The sequence below is a fragment of the Anaerococcus hydrogenalis DSM 7454 genome (assembly GCF_000173355.1).
GTDB classification, from domain to species: domain Bacteria; phylum Bacillota; class Clostridia; order Tissierellales; family Peptoniphilaceae; genus Anaerococcus; species Anaerococcus hydrogenalis.
This window is the reverse complement of the sequence record NZ_ABXA01000034.1, coordinates 1-22,676: the sequence shown is the minus strand read 5'-3', so window position 1 is coordinate 22,676 and position 22,676 is coordinate 1. Positions and strand designations below refer to the sequence as shown.

Genomic DNA, 22,676 nt, shown 5'->3' with positions numbered 1-22,676 from the left:
TATAAAATTATCTAGGCTAAAATTTTTCTAAAGGAGGCAGATATGAAAGAAATTAATAAAAAAGATTTTGGGGAATTTGTCTGTAAAAAAAGAAAAGAAAAAAATATGACCCAAAAAGATATAGCTGAGAAATTATATGTAAGTGTTCAAGCTGTGAGCAAATGGGAAAGGGGTAAGTCTTTACCGGATATTTCTCTTTTGATGCCCTTGGCAAAAATCTTGGATGTAAAACTTGTAAATTTGCTAGAAGCAAGGGAGGAAAAGACAGAAGATAGTCAAAAGATTGAAAATTTGTTGGAAAAAATAGTAGAAATCAACAAGGAAGATGAAATACATAAGAGAAAAGAAAAATTAAGAGAGCTGTGTTTTTGGCTTTTGCATTTATCTTTATAGGAATGGAATATTATTTTCTTTATAGGATATTTAAGTATGATATTAATAACTTTCTAACTATAGGAATCCTGGGAGTGATTTTTTCTATATATTTGTATTTGCTTATTGATGAAAGGCTGCCAAGTTATTATGATGAAAACAAAATATCCTTTGTTAGTAAGGGATTTTTTAGGATTAATGTGGTTGGAGTGAATTTTTCAAATAAAAATTGGAAGCCAATATTAAAGTTTTTAAGAATTTGGATTATAGGAAGTATGGTTATATTTCCAATCATTTTTAATTTTGAAAATTCTACATACCTTATTTTGTCAACAATTTTATTTTTTTCAAGTTTATTTTTACCCTTATATGGGATTGGAAAATATTATGAATAAAAAAAAGACCTTGAGCAAAATGATTATTTATCTTTTGCAAAAGGTCATTTTTTATTTTAAAATAATCCTGAAATCAAGCCATAAATTACTGGAATAGCAAGGGCAGGTAATATATTTGCTATTTTTGAATCTACTAATTTTAACTGGGAAAGGCCTATTACTATAATTGTAAGACCTCCTGTTCCTGAAATATTATTTATTACTTCTTCTCCCAAAAGGGGACTTAAAAATCCAGCAAGAAGGACCAAGAGAGCTTGGAAGATTAAAATAGAAAAGGAGGAGAAAGAAACGCCGATTCCCATACTTTGGGCCATAAAAAATGCCACAACCCCATCAATTAAAGCCTTTCCCATTAAAACTTGGTCATTACCTGTAACTCCTGCTTCAATACAACCAATAATTCCCATAGCCCCAAAACAAAAAAGGATACTGGCATTTAAAAAACTTTCTGAAAAATTTGTATTAGAATCCTTAATATATTTTTTCTCGATAGATGATGATAAATTATCTAATTTTTTATCAAGACCCAAAAATTCACCAATTATTAAACCAAGGACAACAGAGATAATAATTACAAGGATATCCCCCTTCATTGATGACCTTATTCCAATAACAATAATTGCTGCAGCCAAAAAATTCATTATAGAATTTCTCAAACTTTCAGAAAACTTATTTCCTATTTTAGACCCCAAAAAACCTAAAATCCCAACTAAAATAAAATTTACAAAAACAGCTAACATAAAACCTTCCTTATATATTATTTTGAATAAATTATATCAAAGCAGGCAATCATTTGCAAAAATCTCCCCAAAGTCTAAAGAAAATTGACAATAGCCTATAATTAGCCTATGATAAAAATTAGTAATGAAGAAAGGAATAATCTATGAGAAAAGCATTGACGATTGCAGGAAGTGACTGTTCAGGAGGAGCTGGAATACAAGCAGATTTAAAAACCATGACTTTAAATGGAGTTTATGCCCAAAGTGCTATAACAGCCCTTACAGCCCAAAATACTACCGGAGTTTCAAATATTTTGGATGTAGACGAAGATTTTTTAAAAGATCAACTTGATATGATATTTGACGATATATATCCAGATGCAATAAAAATTGGTATGGTTTCAAATTCTTCCTTAATTTCTGTAATAGCAAAAGAATTAAAAGAAAGAAAGGCAAAAAATATAGTTGTAGATCCAGTTATGGTTTCAACAAGTGGGTCAAAATTATTAAAAGATGAGGCCATAGATAGCCTAAAAAAAGAACTTTTGCCCCTAGCTGACCTTCTTACACCAAACATTCCAGAGGCAGAGATTTTATCAGATATGAAAATAAAAACTGTTGATGATATGAAAAAATCAGCTTATATAATTTCAAATAAATTTAAGTGTGCAACCCTTTTAAAAGGAGGACATGCCCTAAATGATGCCAATGATTATTTGTTTGAAAATGGAAAAGGCACTTGGTTTAAGGGAAAAAGAATAGATAATCCAAATACCCATGGTACAGGATGTACACTTTCATCAGCCATTGCAGCAAATCTTGCCAAAGGATATAATATGGAAAATTCAATAAAAATGGCAAAAGAATATTTATCAAATGCCCTTTTGGATATGCTAGATTTGGGAAAAGGCTCAGGACCAATGAACCATGCCTTTGATATTAAAGATGAATATAAAAAATTAGGAGATTAAAATGACATTTGCAACAATAATAGTAAATCATGGAACAAGTAAAGTAGAAAACCAGAAGGAAGCTATTGGTTTTTTAAAAAAGAAAGTAGAAGAAAAATATAAGGACTCGCTTGTAAAATCTTATATGGCAAGCGATAAAATTAGAAAAAAAGTAGAAGATAAGGACCTTTGCCATGATTTGGATGAGATTTTAAGTGAGTGTAGGAAGAAAAATATAAAAGATGTAAGATTTTTGATGGCCTATGTCCTAAGGGGGATAGAATATGAAAAAGTAATGAAAAAAGCTAATCAATTAAACAAAGATGGATTTTTTAATTTTACCTTCACCAAGGCCCTTCTTGAAGAAGAAAATAATGATGAAATTTTAGAGTTTTTAGAAGATCTTGGAGAAAATGACCCAAGTCTTGTAATTTTCCATGGAAGTCCTAGAAAAAATCTAGAAGAATTTGAAAAATTTCAAGAAAAAATAAAAAATTCCGATAAAAACCTATACTTTTCAAGTTTTGAAGATAGAAAATTTGATGATTTGATTAATGAATTTAAAGAAAAAAATATAAGCAAGATAAGGGTAATTCCTTTTTTAATTATTGTAGGTAACCATGTTGCCAAAGACATAGAAGGGGATAAGAAAAATTCCTACAAGAAAGTTTTTGAAGAAAATGAAATAGAAATTAATCTAGTAAAAAAAATCATTGCTTTTATATGATAAAATTGCTGAAATTTTTGTAGAAAAGCTTGAAAAATAGTTGACAAAAGCGTATTTTCAGTGTATCATTAATTAGTATGAAAAAAGTTCCAAATACTTTTGACATAATCGCAGATCCTGAGGGCGATTAAAAAATGTCAGGACGAGTAAAGCCGCCACCTATCCGAGCGGTGTCTAAATAGATAGGCAAAAATATTTAAGGAGGAACTTGATGAAAAATCAAAAGACATATGTACCAACAAAGTCAACAATTGAACCAAAATGGTATGTAGTTGATGCAACAGACATGGTTTTGGGAAGACTAGCAAGCCAAGTTGCAGCAATTATTAGAGGAAAACACAAACCAACATTTACTCCAAACATGGACACAGGTGACTATGTAATAGTAGTAAATGCTGAAAAAGTCGTTCTTACAGGAAACAAAGAATACCAAAAAGAATACAAAAGATATTCTGGATATGCAGGTGGATTAAAAACTATTTCTTACAAAGACATGATGGATAAACATCCTGAAAGAATAGTAGAACACGCTGTAATAGGTATGCTTCCACACAACAAATTAGGTAGACAAATGGCCAAAAAACTTAGAGTTTATGTAGGTGAAAATCACGATCACCAAGCACAAAATCCAGAAGTTTTGGACTTAAAGTAAGGAGGACTATAGATGGCAGATATTATATATCAAGCTACAGGTAGAAGAAAAACTTCAGTAGCAAGAGTTACAATGAGACCAGGTAGCGGTGAAATAAAAGTTAATGGAAGAGATCTTGATGATTATTTTTCATATGATACATTAAAAATCATAGCAAAAGCACCATTAAAATTAACAGAAAATGAATCAAATTATGATATCAAAGTTAATGTACAAGGTGGAGGATTTAACGGACAAGCAGGAGCTATTAGACACGCTATAGCTAGAGTTTTACTTGAAGTAAATCCTGATTATAGACAAGCTCTTAAAAGAGCAGGTTTTCTTACAAGAGACCCAAGAAAAAAAGAAAGATACAAATACGGTCAAAAGAAAGCAAGAAAATCTTCACAATTCTCAAAAAGATAAGAAGTATTTTACAAACAAGGAATTTTTATTCCTTGTTTTTTTGTGTTTATTTTTATTAAGAAAAATTTATAATGTTAGGGAAAATATCAAAAATATAGTAAAATAAGTATTAGATTAATGTTTTTTATCATTATATTTTATAAATTGTAATACTATTAAATATAAAGGGGAATTATTTTGCAATATTGCTATCATATAGGAAAAAAATTAAGAAAATTAAGAGAAGAAAAAAACATTACAAGAAAAGAATTAGCGGAAAAAACTTATATATCAGAAGAGACAATTCGTAGGATAGAAAAGGAAGAGAATGATCCAAGAATCTCGACCTTATATTCTTTATGTGAGAATTTAGATGTGGATTTACAATTGTTATTTAATGAAAATAAAAAAAATTGTGATAGGCTCATAGAAATTAGGAAAAAGTAAGAACTTTAATATATTATGGCTTTATTGATAATTTTGATTTACTTTTAAATGACATCAATAATAGACTTATAGCAGAAGAAGTACATATCAATGAAATACAAGCAAGTAAACATTACTATAAAGGAGTATCCGAGCTTATCAAAGGTGTAGATTTTAACCTTGCACATAAAGAATTTATTACAGCGCTTTTATATATCCATCCAGATTTTAATATGGATAAATTTAAAGAAATAAAATATAGTGAATTTTCCCTTAAAATACTCCTAGGTTTAGCTATAAGCAAGCTAAGGCTTGGAGAAATAGAATTCTTTGGTTTAATAATTAGATATATATTCGATAATATTGACAAGTCAAATGATGTTTATTATATCTATATATTTTATCTTGCACTTTATTACTATAGAAAAGAAGAATTACTCAAATCCCTTAGTATATGTAATATAAGCATTATAGAAACTAGATTCTCAAGTAAATTATTCTTTTTAAATATGATATATTATTTAAAAGGATTAATATTATATAAACTGGCAAATTATAGGATTTCACAACAAAATTTTAATAAAGCTTTATTATTAAGTGAAATAAGTGGATGCATATAAACTAAATAAAAAATTATTATAAATAAATATAAACTATAAGAATCAACACAAATGGGTGTTGATTCTTCTTTTTTTAAATGATAATTTATAAAATGATTGTTAAATATAGACATACAAAATAAATATTACAAATAAGATTATAAATAATTTTTAAATTACTTAAGATACTGAAAAAAACTTAGTGTCAAATTGTTTATTAATTCTAATGATATTAAGCTCATATTAAGCGAGAAATAAGAAAATAAAGTAGAAAGAATGAAATTATTAGAAAAAAAAGATCTTTATTTGATTAATGGTGGAGACAAAGATGACTATGATTTTGGTTACAAAATTGGTTATGCTGCTAAAAAAGCTTGGAATTGGACATCAGCTAAGGTTAAGGGAGAAATAGATTACTTTAGAGGTTAAATATACTAAATTAAGTATAGTATTATAGTTTTATTAATTTATAAATTTTAAAAGGAAAAAATTATGAAAGAACTAACAGAAAAAGAACTAAAAAAAGTTGAAGGTGGTTTCGACCCATTTCAAATTTATAAAGAAGCTAAAGATTTTGTAAATAATAGAGCAGGCAATTTAATAAGAGGATTTAAAGACGTCTGGAAAAATAATTAATTTTATATAAGTAAAAACAAATTTATTTCTCGCTTACCATATCTTTAATTTAAGGAGAATTTATGAAAAAAATATTTTTTATTCCTATAAAGATTTTATACCCTTTGATATTTTTTGTTATATTCTTGGGATATAAAGGATTTATTTATCAGGATATAAAATCCTATATTATGAGATTACTTTCGAATAATAGTATAGGTTCAAATATTGATACATTTTTTATGATTATAGAAATCATGATTATGCTTTTAATTTATAAGAAATTGCCATCTTCTATCAAAAATGGATATGGCATCAGAAAAATTAATATAAAAGAAGTTTTATTGATATTTCTATTTACATTGGCGGTTTATATTCTAGTAGAAAGATTTAAGTCATGGCAATATACTATAAAATATAATGAATTAGGTAGTTACACAACTCTAGGTGATATGATTGGAGAGAAGATAGATATATCAAAAATTTATAAATACTCAAATGGAGATAATTTTATTAGTACTATAGTTATTAGTCCGATATATGAAGAGTTATTCTATCGTTATTATTTAAATATATTTTTCAATAGTAAGGTTGGAAAATTGTATGGAATTGTTTGGTCATCATTTTTATTTGCTTTTATTCATGGACTAGGTAGTCCTTTGTTTTGGTCATGTCTTGTGGATGGAGTAATTTCATGCATACTATTTTATTATAGTAAGAATATACTGACTTCGATATGTTTGCATATGTCAAAGAATATCTTATCAACTATTATTATTTTAGTATCTGTTAAATTTACAATTATTAAAATGTTTTTTGACAAAAACGTATTAAAAGTAACAACTATAGAATTTCCTATTCTAGTTACCATAGTTTTAGTTGGAGTAGGAGCTCTTGCAGGGGTATTATTTTTTAAAACATATACAAAAAAGGAGTTGTTAATATGAAAGCTGAAAATTATTATTTTATTGATAATGTATCAAAAGAATTTTCAAAGCAAAAAGTGCTTAAAAATTTTAAAGCCAAGATTCCAAAAGGAAATATTGTTGGACTTTTAGGCCCTAATGGAGCTGGGAAGACTACACTTTTTAAGTGTCTCTTAGGACTATATAATTATACAGGACAAATAAGCATTCATGAAGCGAGTGACAGCAAATTGTTAGATAAAACTCAAGTGGCAGGCATGGTAGGTGAGCCTTCATTTTATGAAAATTTCACTGTTAAGGATAATCTGAAAATAGCCATGGTCTATGCAGATACTAGTAAAGAAGAAGTGATTAATCTAATAAAAAAATTAGATATTGAATATTATTTAGATAAAAAGATAAAAAAGTGTTCTCTTGGAATGAGACAAAGAGTTGCAATAGCCATGACTTTAATAAAAAAATCAGATTTAATCCTTTTAGACGAGCCGACAAATGGTCTAGATCCAGAAGGTATTAGAGATTTACGAAATTTTTTAAAAGATATATGTCATAAAGAAGGTAAGACAGTTTTACTTTCTAGCCACATACTATCTGAGATGAGTTTAGTATGTGATAAGGCTATATTTATGAACAAGGGTAAATGTTTAGGAAAAAGCGATAATGTAAAAGATTTAGAAGATCAATATATGAAGCTAATAAATTAAGATAAGGCTAATTTTAAGGAGAAGTTATGAGAGATATAAAGAATTTTTTAAGGCTAGTTTCAGTTGAAATATCAAAGCTATTTAACTTTAAAAATTTTATTTCGCTTTTTTTAATTATTTTAGTTTCAAATGCTCTTGTTTTATGGATTTTTAATACTGATAGTACAGATAACGAAGAAGATATAAAAATTGAAGAAAAAATGAACTCAGCTTCTACTTGGAAAGATAAGGCTAAAGTTCAGATAGAAGCTAACAAAACTTTAGAAGATGTTATTGGTAAAGACAAGGTCAAAATGAATAATGATATATTAAAGTATAGAATAGATAATGACATTGCTCCAGTAAAAGGTCATAGTAGCTATGAATACCTAAATTATACATCTAACTATATCAATATAGCTGTACTTATTTTTATTATATATTTATCATCAAAATTATATGGTCTAGAGATAGAAAATAAGATGGAGGATTATATATATAGTCAAAAATTTTCAAGGTTTTATAGCTTTAATACTAAAATAATCGCTTTACTTATTAGTGTTGTAGCTATAATAGCAGTATCTAGTCTTATCACCTTCATTGCTGGTGGCTTGTTTTATGGATTTGAAGGTGGATTTAAAAAGACTGTATTTTATTTTAGTCACAATGTCTACGAACATACTTATTTAGTTCATAGCCTAATAAATATTGCCTTTTGGTTAATAACTGCGATATTTTTATCTATAATTACTTTTGCTTTGACAGAAATTTCTAAAAATTCTTTAATTTCAAGGATTATATCTATCTTGTATTTTCTTTTAGGATTTTCATTATCAAATAAACTTATAGATTTAAAAGTGGATTCCAAAATAATATCATATACTTTCCTACCTTATGCAAATATATCTAATTTTTTAAATACTCCGATAAATGATTATTTTACCTTTACTAAAGGAATAATTATTATATTTATACTAGGTATTTTGATGTATATAATTTCAAGTACACATTTAAACAAAAGGGACATATAATGAAATATCCATCTGTTAGACAAAAATATTCCACTGGTTGTGCTGCTGCATGCTTAGCTACAGTATGTAAATTTTATGGTAGAAATAAAGATATAGTTAGAATTCGTCAATATGCAAAAACCGATAGCAAGGGAACTAGTGGAGTGGGTCTAGTAAAGGCAGCACAAAAGCTAGGCTTTACCATCTCTGCTTTTAGTGATGAAAAAAACAATTGGATAGTAATCTTATAAATTATCCTTTTATAGCTCACAGACTTAGCTCTATCGTTGATAGTGACTTAATATATTTTATGGATGGGGGAAAGATTATTTCAAAAGGAAGCATAAAGATTTATTAAGGGAGAATGAATTTTATAGAGAAATGGTAAATAACTTATCGATTTCACCAATATAAATAAGCAAGGATTTTTCCTTGCTTTTTATATATAAAGTAGCTTATCTCATAACTATTTAAGAAAAAAATAGTAAAATGTAAGGAGAAAGGATTTTTTATGGATTTTAAAAAATTATCTAAATTATTTTTACATACCCTGTATTTGTCAGCCTTTACTTTTGGTGGGGGTTATGTAATTTTATCTTTGATGGACACTACTTTTGTAAAAAAATTGGGATGGATTAATAAGGAAGAGATGCTCGATATGACAGCTATTGCCCAATCATCTCCTGGGGCTGTTGCTATTAATGCCTCTATTTCTGTAGGTTATAAAATATTTGGATTTATTGGAGCTCTTGTTGCCACTTTGGGCACTGTCATTCCTCCTCTTATAATTATTTCTGTAATTTCTTATTTTTATGATGCCTTTATTTCCAATAGATATATTGCTTTAGTTTTAAAGGGCATGCAGGCAGGAGTTGGGGCTTTGATTATAAATGTAGTTATAGATATGACCAAGGAAGTTATTGTTGGCAAGGGATTTTTGATTTATGGAATTTTTATCATATCTTTTATCCTAAATGTTTTTTTGCATGTAAATATTATTTATATAATTCTTGGCCTAATTGTTTTTGGTATTATTTATTCTTTATATGGAGGTAATCATGCTTCTTAATTTATTTATAAGTTTTTTTAAGGTAGGACTTTTTTCTTTTGGAGGAGGCTATGCTGCCCTTCCTTTGATTCAAGAAGAAGTTGTAAATGCAAATTCTTGGCTGGGTATTTCTGAGTTTAATAATCTTATTACTATAAGCCAAATGACTCCAGGGCCTATTGCTATTAATTCTGCATCTTTTGTTGGGATGAGAGTTTTTGGACTTTGGGGGGCTATTGTAGCAAGCCTTGGTTGTATAACGCCTTCATTTATTATTGTGGGTTCTATTTCTTATTTTTATAGTAAGTATAGAAATCTTGATACAATGCAAAGTGTTTTGGGATTTTTAAGGCCAGCTGTTGTGTCTATGATTTTGGCTGCAGGGATTGATATTTTAAAGACTGCTTTTTTTGATATAAATAAAGTATCTTTGGAAAATACTGATTTTTCTATGGTGATTTTATTTATTCTTATGCTTATTGCTATTAGGAAAAGTAAAATTGATCCTATAATTTTAATGATAGGTTCTGGTTTTATTTATTTGTTTATACATTTATTTATTTGAGGTGATTTATGGTAAAAATTAATTATAATTTGAAAATGGAAGAGATTATAAAAAATATTGTAAAGGAAGGAAAAAAACCAAGGCTTTTGCTTCAAGTTTGTTGTGCTCCCTGCTCATCTAGTGTATTGACACGTTTGAGAGAGTTTTTTGATATAGATATTTTTTATTATAATCCAAATATTTATCCTGCAAATGAGCTTGAAAAAAGAGTGGAGACTGTAAGAGAGCTTGTTAATGATATGGACCTAGATGCTAGGGTGATTTTTCCTGAAAATAGTCCAAATGATTTTTATGAATATGTTTCTGATAGGAAAAATGACCATGAGGGGGGAGAGTCTTGTTATAAATGCTATGAGCTAAGACTTGAAAAGTCTGCGATTTATGCCAAGAAAAATTCTTATGATTATTTTACAACTACCCTTTCAATTTCTCCCTACAAAAATTCAGCCTGGCTTAATGAGATTGGGAAAAATTTGGAAGAAAAATATGGGATAAAATATTTGTACTCTGATTTTAAAAAGAAAAATGGCTACAAGGATTCTATAGATCTTTCAAAAAAATATAAGTTGTACAGGCAAGATTATTGTGGTTGTGTCTTTTCTTATAGGGAGATGGAAGAGAAGAAAAATTTAAAATAAATGTTATATTTATCTTTCTTTGGGTAATTTTATATAGGGAGAGATAATTATGGCTGATGTATTACTAATAAAAAATTTAAATGAAGATCAATTAAATAATATAATACCAGTTACAATAAAAACTAATATAAGTGATAGAGATAAGCTTGTGGGAATTTTTAATTGTCTAATCGACGAAAAATTAGTCGAGACTAACAGACTGGCGATTAAAAAATCTTCTATAACCATAGATTTGATCTCTTCTAAGATTACAGAAGTGATACAAAAATTAATCGATAATGGATGTATGATATATGGGGTATATATATTGTACGATGACTATTTAGGAGGAAAATATAATGAGTGAAAAATTACTAGAAATGATCAATGACCAAATGAACTTTGAATTACAATCAGCATATGAATACAGGGCTATGCAAATTTATGCTGATGATGAAGAATTTGAAGGATTTGCTCACTGGTTTGGACAACAAGTTAGAGAAGAAATTGAACATGCTGAAAAAATGACTAAATTCTTACAAGAAGTTGGATTTAAACCAGTATATAAAGCAATGGAAGCTCCAAATGAAGAATTTGAAGACCTATTAGATGTAACAAAAAAAGCTTTAGACCATGAAAAAGAAGTTACAAGAAGAATTCATGAAATAGCAAAAGCTGCAAGAGAAGAAGGAGATGAAAGAGTAATTTCATTTATCCAATTGTTTGTTGATGAACAAGTTGAAGAAGAAGATACTTTCGGTAAACTTGTTACAAGACTTGAAAGAATTAATGGAAATTATGGTGGCCTTTACATTCTTGATGGCCAACTTGCACACAGAGGATAATAAATTGAGGCCAAGTTTTACTTGGTCTTTTTTTGTTAGATAAATTAAAGATATGAAAATAAAATTAAAAGAAAAAAATCTAGAAATGACAGTAAATTCCTATGGAGCTTACATAGAAAAATTTAGCAAAAATAATAAGCCTATATTTTTCCCAAAACTTATATTAAAAATAGAGGGTGATTTGAAAACAAGGGGAGGAATGCATCCTTGCCTTCCAAATTTTGGGAAAAGTGATATAAAAAATCTAGACCAACATGGTTTTGGAAGAAATTCTTTTTGGGATGTGGAAAACAGGGGTGAAAATTTTATTGACCTAAAACTTGATGGAAAGGGAGAATATGAAAATTCTCTTTATAAAATAAGGTATGAGTTAAAAGATTCTAGCCTTTTTGTTTATCTTGAAATAATAAATAAGTCAAAAAAGGACTTAGAAATTGCTCCTGGCTTTCACCCATATTTTTATATTGACAAAGATTCTAAAATTAAAGGTCTTGACCTTGAAAATATAAGATTAGAAGACACATATTTTCTAAAAGAGAAAAAAGCTAGTATAAAAATCAAATACTTTAATATCTCAATAGAAAATGAAAATTTTAAAGAATTTGCTATTTGGACAGATTTTAATGGAGATTACTTGTGCCTAGAGCCTTGTTATAATGGGCCAAGTTTTTCTAAAGAAATAAATAATCCCTATATTCTAAAAAGTGGTAAGACTTTTAAGGAAAATATAAAAATATCTATAGAAGACTAGCTTATAGCTAGTTTTCATTTAATTAAAAGTAAAATTAATATATGAATAATAAAAGAAAAAAAGATTAAATATATTAATATGAAACTTGAAAAATATAAAAATAAAGTATAATAATATTAAGATGGGAGGAAATTATGAATGATCAAGCTAGAAATGTTCTAAGAGTTTTGTTGATGGCTCTTTTTGCTGTTATTGTATTAAAACTTTTAGGTCTTGCAATTAATATTGTTGTATCAATAGTGATACCTGTACTTCTTATATATTTCCTATATAAAGTTTTAATTAAGAAAGAAGATATTTTTAAATAGATGGTGGAAAAATGAATAATAAAAACAAAATTGTAAAAATAATTTTAACAATCCTTGGACTAATCTTGGGATTTAAGATAATAAAAGTTTTATTTTCTATAGTTTTTGCCCTATTTATTCCAATTTTAATATGTGGAGGATTTATAATTTTTCCTATCCTCTTTTTATTAATTCCACTTGGAATTATTGGAGCAATAGCTTATTTAATTTATAAATTTTTTGTAAAAGAAAAGTCAGTATGGTAAAAAAATACCCCAAATTCTTTTTAAGATTTTGGGGTGTTTTCTATTGATTTAAAACAAATTTTTCTATAGCCTCACCAACAGCTCCTTGGTCGTTTGTGGCCTTGGTTGTATATTTTGCTATATCTTTTAATAAAAGGTGGGCGTTTTGAACAGCTGCAGAATATCCAGCCTCTTCTAGCATTTCTTTGTCGTTATAATTATCGCCTATGGTTAGGACGTTTTCCATTTTTATATTGTAATGATCACATAAGATTTCAAGGGCCTTGGCCTTGTTTACATTTTTTTTATTTATTTCCATAAAGGTATCAGATGAATAAGAAATAGCTACATCCCAATCACAAATCCTTGCTATGTCTTCTTCAAGGCTCATTAGGTAGTTTAGGTTTGAATTTTTTATTATAACTTTAATTATAATTTCCTTATCGAGATCTTTAATATCCTCTACATTTTGGACAAACTTATAAACATTTTTATCATAATTTCCAGAAACTTCATTTCCGTTTGCGAATATATAACAATGTTTGTCGGTATAAATTTGAAAATGGACCCCAATTTCCCTGCAGTAATTTGAAACTTCTACTGCTTTTTTATAATGAATTGGAGATGAATGGACAATTTCTTTTGTCACATTATCCATTATTATTCCACCATTACAAAGCACTGAAAACCTATCTTCTTTTACATTATCAATCTGCTCTAAGATATCAAAAAGTTGGTAGGGACCACGGCCTGTGGCTGTTGTAATTATTATTCCCATTTGCTGGGCTTTTTTGATAGCTTCTATATTTCTTGGATGAATTGTTTTGTCATTTGACAAAAGCGTTTCATCACAATCTGTTGCAATTAATTTTATCATAAACTCTCCTTTTTTATTTTATACCCAAAGTGTATTTTAATTTTTACAACTAAAAATTTTCTTATTAATATAAAAATGTAAATTTTAAATTAAATAAAAGCGTGCATTAAAAAACACACGCTTAAAAAATTATTTTTGTAAAAATTCTATTATATCATTTGATTCGTACATGTATTCTCCATCATGGAAAAGGCATGGTACTTGTCTTTTGCCACCATTTTGGATTAATTCCATCATGGCATCCCTATCTTCATTTATATTTACAATATCAATTTTTATATCATTTTCATCCAAGAAATTTTCAACCTTCCTACAGTGAGGACAAAAACTGCCTACAAATAATTTATAGTCTGACATATATTCTCCTTAAAAATAAATTTCATAATATTCTCATTTTATATTATTATACTAATAGAAAGGAAGTTTTAAAGGTGGTATTATGAAAGATAAATTATTAAAACTTATTAGGATAATTCTTGTAATTATTATAATAGTATGTTTGGGAATTTTAGGTAGAAGGGGATATGATTATTATGTTAACTATAAAAACAATCAACATATCTCTAGAATTGTTGATGAAGTTTCTGATGTAGATGGAAAAGATGATACAAGTTCGGAAGAAAAATTTCATAATTTAGAAAAAAAGTATATGAAGATTTTGGAAAAATTACAAAATGAAAATTCGGATGTAAAAGCATTTATGGAGATTCCAGGAACCTATATAGCTTATCCGATAATGCAGGCTAATGATAATAGTTTTTATTTGAGAAAAGGAATAAATAAAAAATATGATATAGCAGGTTCCATTTTTATGGATTATATGAATGATTCGAAAGTTGATGATGCAAATACTGTAATATATGGACATCATTTAGATATTGAATCTATGTTTACTGGGCTTGATGGGTATAGAAAAAATGATTTTGCACAAAATCATAGAACGATATATTTAGTAACCAATGAAGGGCTCAGAGAATATCAAGTATTTTCAGCTTATGGTATTCCTAGCGAATATGATTACAGGACGCTAGACTTTGAAGATTCTGAAGAAAAAATAAAATATTTTAATAAATTAAAGGCTAATTCTGAAAATGAGTTGAAAACTCGCGACTTCAAAGAAAGTGATACAATTATTACTTTATCAACATGTCAATATGACTACAAAGACCAAAGACTAGCAGTTCATGCTCTAAGAGTAAGATAAGGATTAAAATGAACAGATATATAGAAGAAAATAAAAATAAATTAAATATAAAAGAAGAAAAGGGTCAATTGATTTTTTACCATGAATCTTTTGACCCAAAAGATATTTTTACCTGCGGCCAATGTTTTAACTTTTTTGAAGAAGAAGATGGATCATTCACTGCAGTTTTTTTGGGAAAAATTATAAATCTCAAAAAAGAAGGGGACAAAATAATAATAGACAATGTAAGTGAAGAAGAATTTTATGATATTTTTTACGATTATTTTGACCTTGGAGTAGATTATGGAAAAATAAAAGAAAAAATTTCTGTAGATGAAACTTTAAAAAAGGCTACAGAATATGGATCAGGAATTAGGATATTAAACCAAGAATTTTTTGAAACCCTAATTTCTTTTATAATTTCAGCTAACAACCAAATCCCAAGAATTAAAAAAGCTGTGAGAATAATTTCTGAAATGTATGGAGATTATATTGGAGAATATAGGGGAAGAAAATATTATTCCTTCCCAAACCCTGAACAACTATCAAAAGCAAGGCCAGAAGACTTAAGAGAAAAAGCAAGAGTTGGATTTCGTGATAAAAGAATAGTTGAAACTGCAAAAATAATTAATGATGGATTTTTTGATTTTGAAAAAGATATAAAAATGCCAACAGAGGATCTAAGAAAAAAACTCCAAGAGCTACCAGGAGTAGGACCAAAAGTTGCTGATTGTATTTTGCTTTTTGCCTTTCACAAAAGAGAAACCTTCCCAGTTGATGTTTGGATTAAAAGAGTTATGGAATTTTTATTTATTAAAGAAGAAGTTCCAAAAAAACAAATTTCAGCCTATGCTGACAAATATTTTGGGGAAAATGCAGGCTACGTCCAACAATATCTATTCTATTACGGCAGAGAAAACGCCATAGGCAAATAAAACTTGCATTATTTTAAATTACTTGTATATTTATATTAGTAGTTAGCAGTCAAAGTTAATGAGTGCTAAAAGGAGGATATAAAATGAACTTAAAACCAATCGGTGAAAGAGTAGTTATAAAAAAATTAGAAGCAGAAAAGAAAACCCAATCTGGCATAGTTTTACCAGAATCTGCCCAAGAAAAACCACAATACGCAGAAGTTGTTGCAATTAGCAATGATATTTTAAATGACCAAGACAAAAAAGATTCCTTAAAAGAAGGAGACAAGGTTATTTATTCCCAATATGCAGGAACAGATGTAAAAATTGACGGTGAAAATTACGTAGTATTAGCATACAAAGACGTATTAGCAGTAGTAGAATAGGAGAAGATTATGGCAAAAGATATAGCATATGGCAAAAGTGCAAGAGATGGTCTTGAAAGAGGAATCGATAAATTAGCAAATGCTGTAAAAGTTACTCTTGGACCAAAGGGAAGAAATGTAGTTTTAGATAAATCTTACGGTGCACCAACAATTACAAATGATGGTGTAACAATCGCCCAAGAAATAGAACTAGAAGACAGATTTGAAAATATGGGTGCTCAACTTGTAAAAGAAGTTGCTACAAAAACAAATGATGTAGCAGGAGACGGAACAACAACAGCAACAGTTCTTGCCCAAGCAATTATAAAAGAAGGACTTAAAAACTTAGCTGCAGGAGCAAACCCAGTAGTTTTAAATAAGGGATTAAAAAAAGCAAGTAATGAAGTTGTTTCCTACATCAAAGAATCATCAAAAGAGGTAGAAGATAAAAAAGCAATCGAGCAAGTAGGGACAATCTCATCAGCAGATCCAGAAATTGGTAAATTTATTGCAGATGCTATGGAAAAAGTAGGAAATGATGGAGTAATCACAGTAGAAGAATCCAAAACAACAGACACCTACCTTGACGTAGTAGAAGGAATGCAATTTGACAAGGGATATTTGTCACCATACATGGCAACAGATAACGAAAAAATGGTAGCAGATTTAGATGACCCATATATACTTGTAACAGACAAAAAAATCTCAAATATCCAAGAAATCCTACCACTTCTTGAAGAAATTGTTCAATCATCAAAACCACTTTTAATAATTGCAGATGATGTAGACGGAGAAGCCCTAACAACACTTGTATTAAACAAATTAAGAGGAACCTTCAACGTTGTTGCAGTAAAAGCACCAGGCTATGGTGATAGAAGAAAAGAAATGCTTGAAGATATAGCAATTCTTACAGGTTCAAAAGTAATTTCAGAAGACTTATCAATGGAATTAAAAGAAGCTACAATAGAAGATCTTGGATCAGCTAAAAAAGTAAAAGTTGACAAAGACCACACAGTAATTGTTGAAGGAAAAGGCGACAAAGATGCCTTGGCTGAAAGAGTAGAAAAAATCAAAGGTCAAATAGAAGCAAGTGACTCAGAATACGACAAAGAAAAATTCCAAGAAAGAGTAGCAAAACTTGCAGGTGGAGTTGCAGTAATAAACGTAGGAGCTGCAACAGAAACAGAAATGCAAGATAAAAAATATAGGATTGAAGATGCCCTATCAGCAACCAGAGCTGCAGTTGAAGAAGGAATAGTTGCAGGTGGTGGAACAGTTTTAATAGAAGCTATCAAAAAAGTTGAAGCTTTAGAAGAAAAATTAGAAAATGACGAAAAAACAGGAGCAAAAATAATAGCAAAGGCTCTTGAAGCACCACTTAGACAAATCGTAGAAAATGCTGGAATGGACGGATCAGTTGTACTTGAAAATGTTAAAAAATCAGACAAAAATACAGGTTACGATGCCTATGATGATGAATATGTAAACATGTTTGAAAAAGGAATAGTAGAACCAACAAAAGTAACAAGATCAGCCCTAGAAAATGCAACATCAATTGCAAGTATGATACTAACAACAGAAGCAGCAGTGGCAGATATACCAGAAGAAAAACCAGAAATGCCACCACAAATGCCAATGGGATATTAATATAAATATGCTCTTGCAAGACAATAATATTGTTTTGCAAGAGTTTTTTATTTTTAAAATTAAATTTATAATTTTTTAAGCATTAAAATAAAAATGTTTTTTGAAATGTAAAGTTTATAATTTACAATTGATTTATATTTATTAACAATACTATAATAAGTAAAAAAAATAATTTGATAAGATAATTATCTAGTATAAAAAAGTTTCAAAATATGGTATAATTTAGAAAATGAACAAATTATAATAATTTTTTACAGTCTAATAAATTTTTAAAAAATTTCTTGTAAAAAATATTCAAAAACAAGTAGATTTATACGGGAGGAGGTAAATATCAGTTCATTTTAAATTTGTAAGAGTGTTGCAGGTTAAATGTTTTTTAAAAAACGTTTACTAATCTAGCTGAAACACAAATTTGACTGTATTTGTGATTTATGCTAATGAAAAAGAGGAGAATTATGAGTAAGGAGAATAAAAATCCAAGAAAGATTTTGTTTTCTGTATTAATTGCTATTGCTTTTGTTGTTTTAGCTGGTGTTAAATTAGGCTATGCCAATATATTATCGCCAAAACAAGGAATCAATGAGTATCATTTTTATAATGACACAATAGAAAATAAAGATTCAGCAAAAGAAATACAAAAACAAATAATTCTTGATGGAAAAGAAATTTCTGATCCTGGCCATGTATTTAAAGACAAAGATAAAGTCTTTTTAAAATGGCAAGATGAAGATGGAAATGAAATTAAATTTGATACGCCAATAGAGATTAAAGGTAACGACAAAAAAATAATTAATGTTTACCCAGTTTTCAAAAATCAAGTAGTAATAACCTACTATATAGTTGGCGATAAAAATGATAGAGTTTATATGACTGACACCATCAGTGATGCTGATTCTTATAAACTACCAGAAGATCCTACAATTTATGATGCTAATAAATACTTCGTAAATTGGTCAACATCAAAAGACGGAAAATCTGGTGTTTATGATGAGAAGTCATTGAAAGAAGATATTGCAGCAGGAAAAACTGACATTAAACTCTATGCAATTACAGAGTCTAAAAACAAGGCAACATTTATAACAGGAGACGACGCAAGCTACCAAGACCAAATATTTGCAAAAGATGATGGCAAGCTTGAGAAATTGCCAGAAAATCCTACAAGAGAAGGCTATGAATTTAGCCATTGGTCTTTGAAAAAAGATGGAGATCCTGTTGACCTTAATACTTTAGAATTAAAAGAAGACATTACTGTGTATGCTGTATGGAAACCAGTTGTAGTTGACTATAAATTTAAGGTTATGACCCAAAATATTGACGATGACGGCTACACCTTCCTTGGAATAATATCAGCAAGAGGACTTAATGGGCAAAAAACAAGCCTACCATTTAAAGGAAGTGAAAATCCAGATCCTAAGGTAGCCCCAACTGGTCCAATAGTTGAAGATATTAGTAAGCTATCAAAAAAAGATGGCCGCTTTAGCGATGGCTACAATAGTAAAGACGAAAACGGACAAATGGATCACACCTATACTAATCCTCAAACCCTAGATTATTTAGGTTTCCATTTAAACGAAGAAAAAACAAAACAAGCTTTTGAAACAATAAAAGCTGATGGCAGTACAGTTGTACCTGTCTATATGGATAGAAATGTTCATACAATTTCGGTTTATAAAAATGCAAATGAAATTGATTATTATCAACCTAATTGGGTCAATGCCAAAGATGATAATGGAAATATTCAAGTAGATTTGCGTTACGGTCAAAGTTCTGAAAAATGGTTTGTTAAGCTAAATCAAGATTATATTTACTACAGGGATAAAAGCATAGAATCTTTCTATACTAGAGCACCAGCAATGGGTGATGAAGATATTTATATGTATAGAGTTTATGCTAAGGGTACAAAATACCAACTCCGCTTTGTTGAATGGGATCCAAGTAAATTTAATGCACAAATAAATAGCGGATCACTCGATCAATTAAAAGCTACTCTTGGAACTATGGAAGAAATTGGTAAAAGAATAAGCTTCCAAAACTCTGAGTGGTACTATCATTATAACGGAGGCAAGTCTAGAGTCCATGAGCCATACCAAGGAATGAGTCAACTAAATCCAACATTTTCTTGGGTAGATGAAACTGACCATGTAGATGACATAGAAGGATTTGAGCCTAAAACTGGAGATATGTCTCGTGATGGCTTGCAATCAATAAATGTAAACAATCCAGCCTTTAGAGATTATATGTTTGCCGCAGGTAAAGGTCAAAGAAATTATCAAAACTACACAGGAACACCATATATAGAAGATGGTTCTTATGTAGGTTTCTTATTCTACGAACGCAAAACTTATAAAATAAATTATTACTCTGGAAGTAAAAAATTAGATTCAAAACCATACAAATATGAAGCTGATACAAGCGATTTTGGACTTGGTTATGTAAAAGGAGAAACTACAAATTCTAAAGGTCAAGTATTCCAAGGTTGGTATGATGACTCAGAATTTAACGTAGAACACAAACATGAAGCTGGAGCAAAAATGCCTGCTCATAACATTACAGTCTACGCAAAATGGGATTCTCGTAAATATGAAGTAACCTTCCACACCAACCAAGATGACTATAAAAAAGATATAGAAAAAATAAGTGAAATTCCTGAAGATGACACTCTTTATGATGGAAAATATAAAGATAAAAAAGTCAGCGAAGAGAATTTCCCTAAACCAATTCAACCAAAAAATGCAACAGAATTTTTGGGTTGGTATGAGAAAAATAAAAATGGTAGATTTGTAAAAGCAAATCTTCACAAACAAATTAAAAATAATGATACTCACTTATATGCTAAGTGGAAATATGATTATTTAAAATTGACATACGATTTGAACTTAGAAGCTAATGACAAAGTTGAAGGAGAAGCTCCAATAGATTCAAGCTCTTATATCACTGATGCCAAAGCACAAGTTCAAGATATTGGAAATGTTAAAGTAAATGGTGGCAAAAAAGTTTTCGTAGGTTGGAGTGAAACAAAAGATGGTTCTAGCGGACTAATTAAACCAAGCGAAACTGTCCTAATGGATAAAAATAAAACTCTTTACGCTCAATGGAAAGAAATAAAAGATTCATCACTTACAAAGGTAACATATGATCCAAACGGTGGTAAAGGTAGTCAATATACAGTTAATGAAATAGTTGTAGAAGACTTCCATAAAGTCCTAGACAATGATAAAGACGAAAATCTTAAATACACCCGTGAAGGATATGCTTTTAAAGGCTGGAGCAGAGATAAAGCTGCAACAAAAGCTGAATTCCAAGCAGGCGAAGAGGTCAATGTCAACAAACTAGAAGAAGATAAAAATAATTATATCTATGCAATCTGGGCTCCTATCATCAATTACACAACTGATGGCAATGGACAAGTTAAGGAAGACAAAAACTTTGTAGATAATACAAAAGAAGAAGTTGAACTTAAATCAAATCCAAAAGGAACCGAAACAAAAGCAAATGAAGGATATAAATTTAGCCACTGGACAGCAGATAAAGAAATCATATTAAAAGATGGAACAAAAATTCCTGCTGGACAAAAGATTACTGAAGAACAATTAAAACAAGCAGTAATCACAGAACCACTTACATTTACAGCTAATTTTGTAAAAGATGAATTTAAAGTAACACACGAATTTAAAGTTGCCGAAGATTCTCCAGTAAAAGAAATGCCAGCTGATGTTAAAAAAGCTGTAGATGCTCAACTTCCAGCTGAAAAGACAGCAGTAAATGGCACAAATGCTAAGCCAGGAGAATTAAAAGATCCAAAAGACGTAGAAGACAAAACAAATGACGGAGTTTGGACATTCAAAGGCTTCAAAGATCAAAATTCTGATACAAAAGATGTTGACGCAAAAGTAGACGGAGCTGACGTAAAATTCGAAGGCGAATGGAAATTCACACCAAACAAACACAAAGTAACATACGAATACGTAAGTGGAACAAAAGGCGTAGAATTACCAGCTGAATTAAAAGCAAAAGCTCCAAAAGACGTAACAGGTAAAGTAAAAGGCGATAAAGTAACATCCCCAGTTCCAGAAGGAAAAGACGCTGAATTTAGAGATGAAACAAACAAGGGAACTTGGAAATTTGAATCATACGATAAGAATGAAGTAGAAATCACTAACAAAGACGAAAACGTAAAAGGAACATGGGTATTTACAAAAGATCCAAAACCAGAAGAACACAAAGTAACCCACAAATTTGTAAGTAAAGATCCAAAGAAAGAACTTCCAGAAGAAGTAACAAAACTTCTACCAGAAGATCAACCTGGAAAAGTAAAAGGCGATGAAGTAAAACCAACAGAGCCAGAAACAAAAGAAGTAAAAGTAAAAGATGGAACATGGAAATTTGTAAGTTACGACAAAGACAAAGAAACTGTAGAAGATAAAGATGTAGAATTCACAGGAACATGGGAATTCACACCTAATCCAAAACCAGAAGAACACAAAGTAACCCACAAATTTGTAAGTAAAGATCCAAAGAAAGAACTTCCAGAAGAAGTAACAAACTTCTACCAGAAGATCAACCTGGAAAGTAAAGGCGATGAAGTAAACCAACAGAGCCAAAACAAAGAAGTAAAGTTAAAGATGGAACATGGAAATTTGTAAGCTACGATAAAGATAGCAAAACTGTAGAAGATAAAGATGTAGAATTCACAGGAACATGGGAATTCATTCCAGAGGTAGTAACAGAATTTGTCGATGAAAATGGTAAGACAATTGCTCCAAAAGAAATGGAACAAAAGACAAAAAAGATATTGATGGATATGAATTTGTAGAAACAAAAACCGATGAAAAAGGAAATACAAAACATATCTACAAGAAGAAAACTACTCCTAC

The 22,676-nt window shown here is 29.3% G+C and carries 31 protein-coding genes and 1 pseudogene; 29 read left to right on the top strand and 3 right to left on the bottom strand.

What is annotated here, in order from left to right:
- Nucleotides 1-42 precede the first annotated feature (42 nt).
- Both ANHYDRO_RS05715 and ANHYDRO_RS05710 read left to right on the top strand, forming a co-directional pair.
- Entirely contained in the window at nt 43-393 is a 351-nt protein-coding gene (locus ANHYDRO_RS05715; protein WP_004814448.1) for a helix-turn-helix domain-containing protein, read from the top strand.
- A complete protein-coding gene (locus tag ANHYDRO_RS05710) occupies nt 363-767 on the top strand; it encodes a hypothetical protein (RefSeq protein WP_004814447.1) in 405 nt (134 codons plus the stop codon). Before ANHYDRO_RS05715 ends, ANHYDRO_RS05710 begins: the two co-directional genes overlap by 31 nt.
- Before the next feature lie 56 nt (nt 768-823).
- Here ANHYDRO_RS05710 and ANHYDRO_RS05705 read toward each other — a convergent pair whose 3' ends face one another.
- A complete protein-coding gene (locus ANHYDRO_RS05705; protein ID WP_004814446.1) occupies nt 824-1,507 on the bottom strand; it encodes a DUF554 domain-containing protein in 684 nt (227 codons plus the stop codon).
- 143 nt (nt 1,508-1,650) lie between these two features.
- On the opposite strand from ANHYDRO_RS05705, the gene thiD reads away from it, so the two are divergent.
- The 20 genes from thiD to ANHYDRO_RS05620 all read left to right on the top strand — a co-directional run bounded on the left by thiD (nt 1,651) and on the right by ANHYDRO_RS05620 (nt 12,837).
- Nucleotides 1,651-2,457, top strand: a complete 807-nt coding sequence (gene thiD, locus ANHYDRO_RS05700) for a bifunctional hydroxymethylpyrimidine kinase/phosphomethylpyrimidine kinase (protein WP_004814445.1) — start codon at nt 1,651-1,653, stop codon at nt 2,455-2,457.
- 1 nt (nt 2,458) lies between these two features.
- Entirely contained in the window at nt 2,459-3,163 is a 705-nt protein-coding gene (locus ANHYDRO_RS05695; RefSeq protein WP_004814444.1) for a sirohydrochlorin cobaltochelatase, read from the top strand.
- A 211-nt stretch (nt 3,164-3,374) separates the two neighbouring features.
- A complete protein-coding gene (gene rplM, locus ANHYDRO_RS05690) occupies nt 3,375-3,815 on the top strand; it encodes a 50S ribosomal protein L13 (protein WP_004814443.1) in 441 nt (146 codons plus the stop codon).
- Between the two features lie 12 nt (nt 3,816-3,827).
- Nucleotides 3,828-4,220 (top strand): 30S ribosomal protein S9, encoded by a 393-nt coding sequence (rpsI, locus tag ANHYDRO_RS05685; RefSeq protein WP_004814442.1) that lies wholly within the window; start codon nt 3,828-3,830, stop codon nt 4,218-4,220.
- 177 nt (nt 4,221-4,397) lie between these two features.
- Nucleotides 4,398-4,646 carry a helix-turn-helix domain-containing protein gene (locus ANHYDRO_RS05680; RefSeq protein ID WP_004814441.1) on the top strand — a complete coding sequence of 83 codons (249 nt, stop codon included), beginning with the start codon at nt 4,398-4,400 and terminating at the stop codon, nt 4,644-4,646.
- Nucleotides 4,647-4,858: 212 nt separating this feature from the next.
- Nucleotides 4,859-5,245: a hypothetical protein gene (locus ANHYDRO_RS05675; protein ID WP_004814440.1), complete on the top strand. Its 387-nt coding sequence runs from the start codon at nt 4,859-4,861 to the stop codon at nt 5,243-5,245.
- 255 nt (nt 5,246-5,500) lie between these two features.
- Nucleotides 5,501-5,653, top strand: coding sequence for a hypothetical protein (locus tag ANHYDRO_RS09895; protein ID WP_004814439.1), 153 nt, complete (start codon nt 5,501-5,503; stop codon nt 5,651-5,653).
- Between the two features lie 63 nt (nt 5,654-5,716).
- Nucleotides 5,717-5,860 (top strand): bacteriocin, encoded by a 144-nt coding sequence (locus ANHYDRO_RS09690; protein WP_004814438.1) that lies wholly within the window; start codon nt 5,717-5,719, stop codon nt 5,858-5,860.
- A 62-nt stretch (nt 5,861-5,922) separates the two neighbouring features.
- Nucleotides 5,923-6,786, top strand: a complete 864-nt coding sequence (locus ANHYDRO_RS05670) for a CPBP family intramembrane glutamic endopeptidase (protein WP_004814437.1) — start codon at nt 5,923-5,925, stop codon at nt 6,784-6,786.
- The gene (locus tag ANHYDRO_RS05665) at nt 6,783-7,469 is read left to right on the top strand and encodes an ABC transporter ATP-binding protein (protein ID WP_004814436.1); all 687 of its coding nucleotides are present in this window, start codon (nt 6,783-6,785) and stop codon (nt 7,467-7,469) included. Before ANHYDRO_RS05670 ends, ANHYDRO_RS05665 begins: the two co-directional genes overlap by 4 nt.
- Nucleotides 7,470-7,495: 26 nt before the next feature.
- Nucleotides 7,496-8,479 carry an ABC transporter permease gene (locus ANHYDRO_RS05660; RefSeq protein ID WP_004814435.1) on the top strand — a complete coding sequence of 328 codons (984 nt, stop codon included), beginning with the start codon at nt 7,496-7,498 and terminating at the stop codon, nt 8,477-8,479.
- Nucleotides 8,479-8,709, top strand: a complete 231-nt coding sequence (locus ANHYDRO_RS05655; protein ID WP_004814434.1) for a cysteine peptidase family C39 domain-containing protein — start codon at nt 8,479-8,481, stop codon at nt 8,707-8,709. The genes ANHYDRO_RS05660 and ANHYDRO_RS05655 overlap by 1 nt, the downstream gene beginning before the upstream one ends.
- A gap of 260 nt (nt 8,710-8,969) precedes the next feature.
- Complete coding sequence (locus ANHYDRO_RS05650; RefSeq protein WP_004814432.1) at nt 8,970-9,527, top strand: chromate transporter; 558 nt, start codon at nt 8,970-8,972, stop codon at nt 9,525-9,527.
- On the top strand, nt 9,517-10,071 hold the full coding sequence (locus ANHYDRO_RS05645; RefSeq protein ID WP_004814431.1) for a chromate transporter: 555 nt from the start codon (nt 9,517-9,519) through the stop codon (nt 10,069-10,071). The genes ANHYDRO_RS05650 and ANHYDRO_RS05645 overlap by 11 nt, the downstream gene beginning before the upstream one ends.
- A gap of 8 nt (nt 10,072-10,079) precedes the next feature.
- Complete coding sequence (locus ANHYDRO_RS05640) at nt 10,080-10,709, top strand: epoxyqueuosine reductase QueH (protein ID WP_004814430.1); 630 nt, start codon at nt 10,080-10,082, stop codon at nt 10,707-10,709.
- 49 nt (nt 10,710-10,758) lie between these two features.
- Nucleotides 10,759-11,055 carry a hypothetical protein gene (locus ANHYDRO_RS05635; protein ID WP_004814429.1) on the top strand — a complete coding sequence of 99 codons (297 nt, stop codon included), beginning with the start codon at nt 10,759-10,761 and terminating at the stop codon, nt 11,053-11,055.
- Nucleotides 11,048-11,533 carry a ferritin gene (locus ANHYDRO_RS05630; protein ID WP_004814428.1) on the top strand — a complete coding sequence of 162 codons (486 nt, stop codon included), beginning with the start codon at nt 11,048-11,050 and terminating at the stop codon, nt 11,531-11,533. Before ANHYDRO_RS05635 ends, ANHYDRO_RS05630 begins: the two co-directional genes overlap by 8 nt.
- A gap of 52 nt (nt 11,534-11,585) precedes the next feature.
- On the top strand, nt 11,586-12,284 hold the full coding sequence (locus tag ANHYDRO_RS05625; RefSeq protein WP_004814427.1) for an aldose epimerase family protein: 699 nt from the start codon (nt 11,586-11,588) through the stop codon (nt 12,282-12,284).
- 134 nt (nt 12,285-12,418) lie between these two features.
- Complete coding sequence (locus ANHYDRO_RS10045) at nt 12,419-12,592, top strand: hypothetical protein (protein ID WP_004814426.1); 174 nt, start codon at nt 12,419-12,421, stop codon at nt 12,590-12,592.
- 11 nt (nt 12,593-12,603) lie between these two features.
- Entirely contained in the window at nt 12,604-12,837 is a 234-nt protein-coding gene (locus ANHYDRO_RS05620; RefSeq protein WP_004814425.1) for a hypothetical protein, read from the top strand.
- Nucleotides 12,838-12,877: 40 nt separating this feature from the next.
- On the opposite strand, the gene ANHYDRO_RS05615 is transcribed toward ANHYDRO_RS05620, so the two are convergent.
- Both ANHYDRO_RS05615 and ANHYDRO_RS05610 read right to left on the bottom strand, forming a co-directional pair.
- Entirely contained in the window at nt 12,878-13,693 is an 816-nt protein-coding gene (locus ANHYDRO_RS05615) for an HAD family hydrolase (protein ID WP_004814424.1), read from the bottom strand.
- Nucleotides 13,694-13,822: 129 nt separating this feature from the next.
- Nucleotides 13,823-14,050, bottom strand: a complete 228-nt coding sequence (locus tag ANHYDRO_RS05610; RefSeq protein WP_004814423.1) for a glutaredoxin family protein — start codon at nt 14,048-14,050, stop codon at nt 13,823-13,825.
- An 82-nt stretch (nt 14,051-14,132) separates the two neighbouring features.
- On the opposite strand from ANHYDRO_RS05610, the gene srtB reads away from it, so the two are divergent.
- The 7 genes and pseudogenes from srtB to ANHYDRO_RS11465 all read left to right on the top strand — a co-directional run.
- Complete coding sequence (srtB, locus tag ANHYDRO_RS05605; RefSeq protein ID WP_004814422.1) at nt 14,133-14,897, top strand: class B sortase; 765 nt, start codon at nt 14,133-14,135, stop codon at nt 14,895-14,897.
- An 8-nt stretch (nt 14,898-14,905) separates the two neighbouring features.
- Nucleotides 14,906-15,811 carry a DNA-3-methyladenine glycosylase family protein gene (locus ANHYDRO_RS05600; RefSeq protein WP_004814421.1) on the top strand — a complete coding sequence of 302 codons (906 nt, stop codon included), beginning with the start codon at nt 14,906-14,908 and terminating at the stop codon, nt 15,809-15,811.
- Between the two features lie 83 nt (nt 15,812-15,894).
- Nucleotides 15,895-16,176 carry a co-chaperone GroES gene (locus ANHYDRO_RS05595; RefSeq protein WP_004816894.1) on the top strand — a complete coding sequence of 94 codons (282 nt, stop codon included), beginning with the start codon at nt 15,895-15,897 and terminating at the stop codon, nt 16,174-16,176.
- Between the two features lie 9 nt (nt 16,177-16,185).
- Nucleotides 16,186-17,802, top strand: coding sequence for a chaperonin GroEL (gene groL, locus ANHYDRO_RS05590; RefSeq protein ID WP_004814419.1), 1,617 nt, complete (start codon nt 16,186-16,188; stop codon nt 17,800-17,802).
- A gap of 455 nt (nt 17,803-18,257) precedes the next feature.
- Nucleotides 18,258-22,445 carry an SHIRT domain-containing protein gene (locus tag ANHYDRO_RS05585; RefSeq protein ID WP_162010671.1) on the top strand — a complete coding sequence of 1,396 codons (4,188 nt, stop codon included), beginning with the start codon at nt 18,258-18,260 and terminating at the stop codon, nt 22,443-22,445.
- 5 nt (nt 22,446-22,450) lie between these two features.
- A pseudogene (locus ANHYDRO_RS10000) lies at nt 22,451-22,615 on the top strand (hypothetical protein); the annotation flags it as partial.
- Nucleotides 22,594-22,676: hypothetical protein (locus ANHYDRO_RS11465; protein WP_222859605.1), on the top strand; the 83-nt coding region annotated here is incomplete at its 3' end. The pseudogene ANHYDRO_RS10000 and the gene ANHYDRO_RS11465, both read left to right, overlap by 22 nt.

Bases quoted from the DNA above. Each gene is read 5' to 3' on its own strand.
- ANHYDRO_RS05715 (WP_004814448.1), top strand. From the start codon at position 43: ATGAAAGAAATTAATAAAAAAGATTTTGGGGAATTTGTCTGTAAAAAA.
- ANHYDRO_RS05705 (WP_004814446.1), bottom strand. From the start codon at position 1,507: ATGTTAGCTGTTTTTGTAAATTTTATTTTAGTTGGGATTTTAGGTTTT.
- thiD (WP_004814445.1), top strand. From the start codon at position 1,651: ATGAGAAAAGCATTGACGATTGCAGGAAGTGACTGTTCAGGAGGAGCT.
- ANHYDRO_RS05695 (WP_004814444.1), top strand. From the start codon at position 2,459: ATGACATTTGCAACAATAATAGTAAATCATGGAACAAGTAAAGTAGAA.
- rplM (WP_004814443.1), top strand. From the start codon at position 3,375: ATGAAAAATCAAAAGACATATGTACCAACAAAGTCAACAATTGAACCA.
- rpsI (WP_004814442.1), top strand. From the start codon at position 3,828: ATGGCAGATATTATATATCAAGCTACAGGTAGAAGAAAAACTTCAGTA.
- ANHYDRO_RS05675 (WP_004814440.1), top strand. From the start codon at position 4,859: ATGGATAAATTTAAAGAAATAAAATATAGTGAATTTTCCCTTAAAATA.
- ANHYDRO_RS09895 (WP_004814439.1), top strand. From the start codon at position 5,501: ATGAAATTATTAGAAAAAAAAGATCTTTATTTGATTAATGGTGGAGAC.
- ANHYDRO_RS09690 (WP_004814438.1), top strand. From the start codon at position 5,717: ATGAAAGAACTAACAGAAAAAGAACTAAAAAAAGTTGAAGGTGGTTTC.
- ANHYDRO_RS05670 (WP_004814437.1), top strand. From the start codon at position 5,923: ATGAAAAAAATATTTTTTATTCCTATAAAGATTTTATACCCTTTGATA.
- ANHYDRO_RS05665 (WP_004814436.1), top strand. From the start codon at position 6,783: ATGAAAGCTGAAAATTATTATTTTATTGATAATGTATCAAAAGAATTT.
- ANHYDRO_RS05660 (WP_004814435.1), top strand. From the start codon at position 7,496: ATGAGAGATATAAAGAATTTTTTAAGGCTAGTTTCAGTTGAAATATCA.
- ANHYDRO_RS05655 (WP_004814434.1), top strand. From the start codon at position 8,479: ATGAAATATCCATCTGTTAGACAAAAATATTCCACTGGTTGTGCTGCT.
- ANHYDRO_RS05650 (WP_004814432.1), top strand. From the start codon at position 8,970: ATGGATTTTAAAAAATTATCTAAATTATTTTTACATACCCTGTATTTG.
- ANHYDRO_RS05645 (WP_004814431.1), top strand. From the start codon at position 9,517: ATGCTTCTTAATTTATTTATAAGTTTTTTTAAGGTAGGACTTTTTTCT.
- ANHYDRO_RS05640 (WP_004814430.1), top strand. From the start codon at position 10,080: ATGGTAAAAATTAATTATAATTTGAAAATGGAAGAGATTATAAAAAAT.
- ANHYDRO_RS05635 (WP_004814429.1), top strand. From the start codon at position 10,759: ATGGCTGATGTATTACTAATAAAAAATTTAAATGAAGATCAATTAAAT.
- ANHYDRO_RS05630 (WP_004814428.1), top strand. From the start codon at position 11,048: ATGAGTGAAAAATTACTAGAAATGATCAATGACCAAATGAACTTTGAA.
- ANHYDRO_RS05625 (WP_004814427.1), top strand. From the start codon at position 11,586: ATGAAAATAAAATTAAAAGAAAAAAATCTAGAAATGACAGTAAATTCC.
- ANHYDRO_RS10045 (WP_004814426.1), top strand. From the start codon at position 12,419: ATGAATGATCAAGCTAGAAATGTTCTAAGAGTTTTGTTGATGGCTCTT.
- ANHYDRO_RS05620 (WP_004814425.1), top strand. From the start codon at position 12,604: ATGAATAATAAAAACAAAATTGTAAAAATAATTTTAACAATCCTTGGA.
- ANHYDRO_RS05615 (WP_004814424.1), bottom strand. From the start codon at position 13,693: ATGATAAAATTAATTGCAACAGATTGTGATGAAACGCTTTTGTCAAAT.
- ANHYDRO_RS05610 (WP_004814423.1), bottom strand. From the start codon at position 14,050: ATGTCAGACTATAAATTATTTGTAGGCAGTTTTTGTCCTCACTGTAGG.
- srtB (WP_004814422.1), top strand. From the start codon at position 14,133: ATGAAAGATAAATTATTAAAACTTATTAGGATAATTCTTGTAATTATT.
- ANHYDRO_RS05600 (WP_004814421.1), top strand. From the start codon at position 14,906: ATGAACAGATATATAGAAGAAAATAAAAATAAATTAAATATAAAAGAA.
- ANHYDRO_RS05595 (WP_004816894.1), top strand. From the start codon at position 15,895: ATGAACTTAAAACCAATCGGTGAAAGAGTAGTTATAAAAAAATTAGAA.
- groL (WP_004814419.1), top strand. From the start codon at position 16,186: ATGGCAAAAGATATAGCATATGGCAAAAGTGCAAGAGATGGTCTTGAA.
- ANHYDRO_RS05585 (WP_162010671.1), top strand. From the start codon at position 18,258: ATGAGTAAGGAGAATAAAAATCCAAGAAAGATTTTGTTTTCTGTATTA.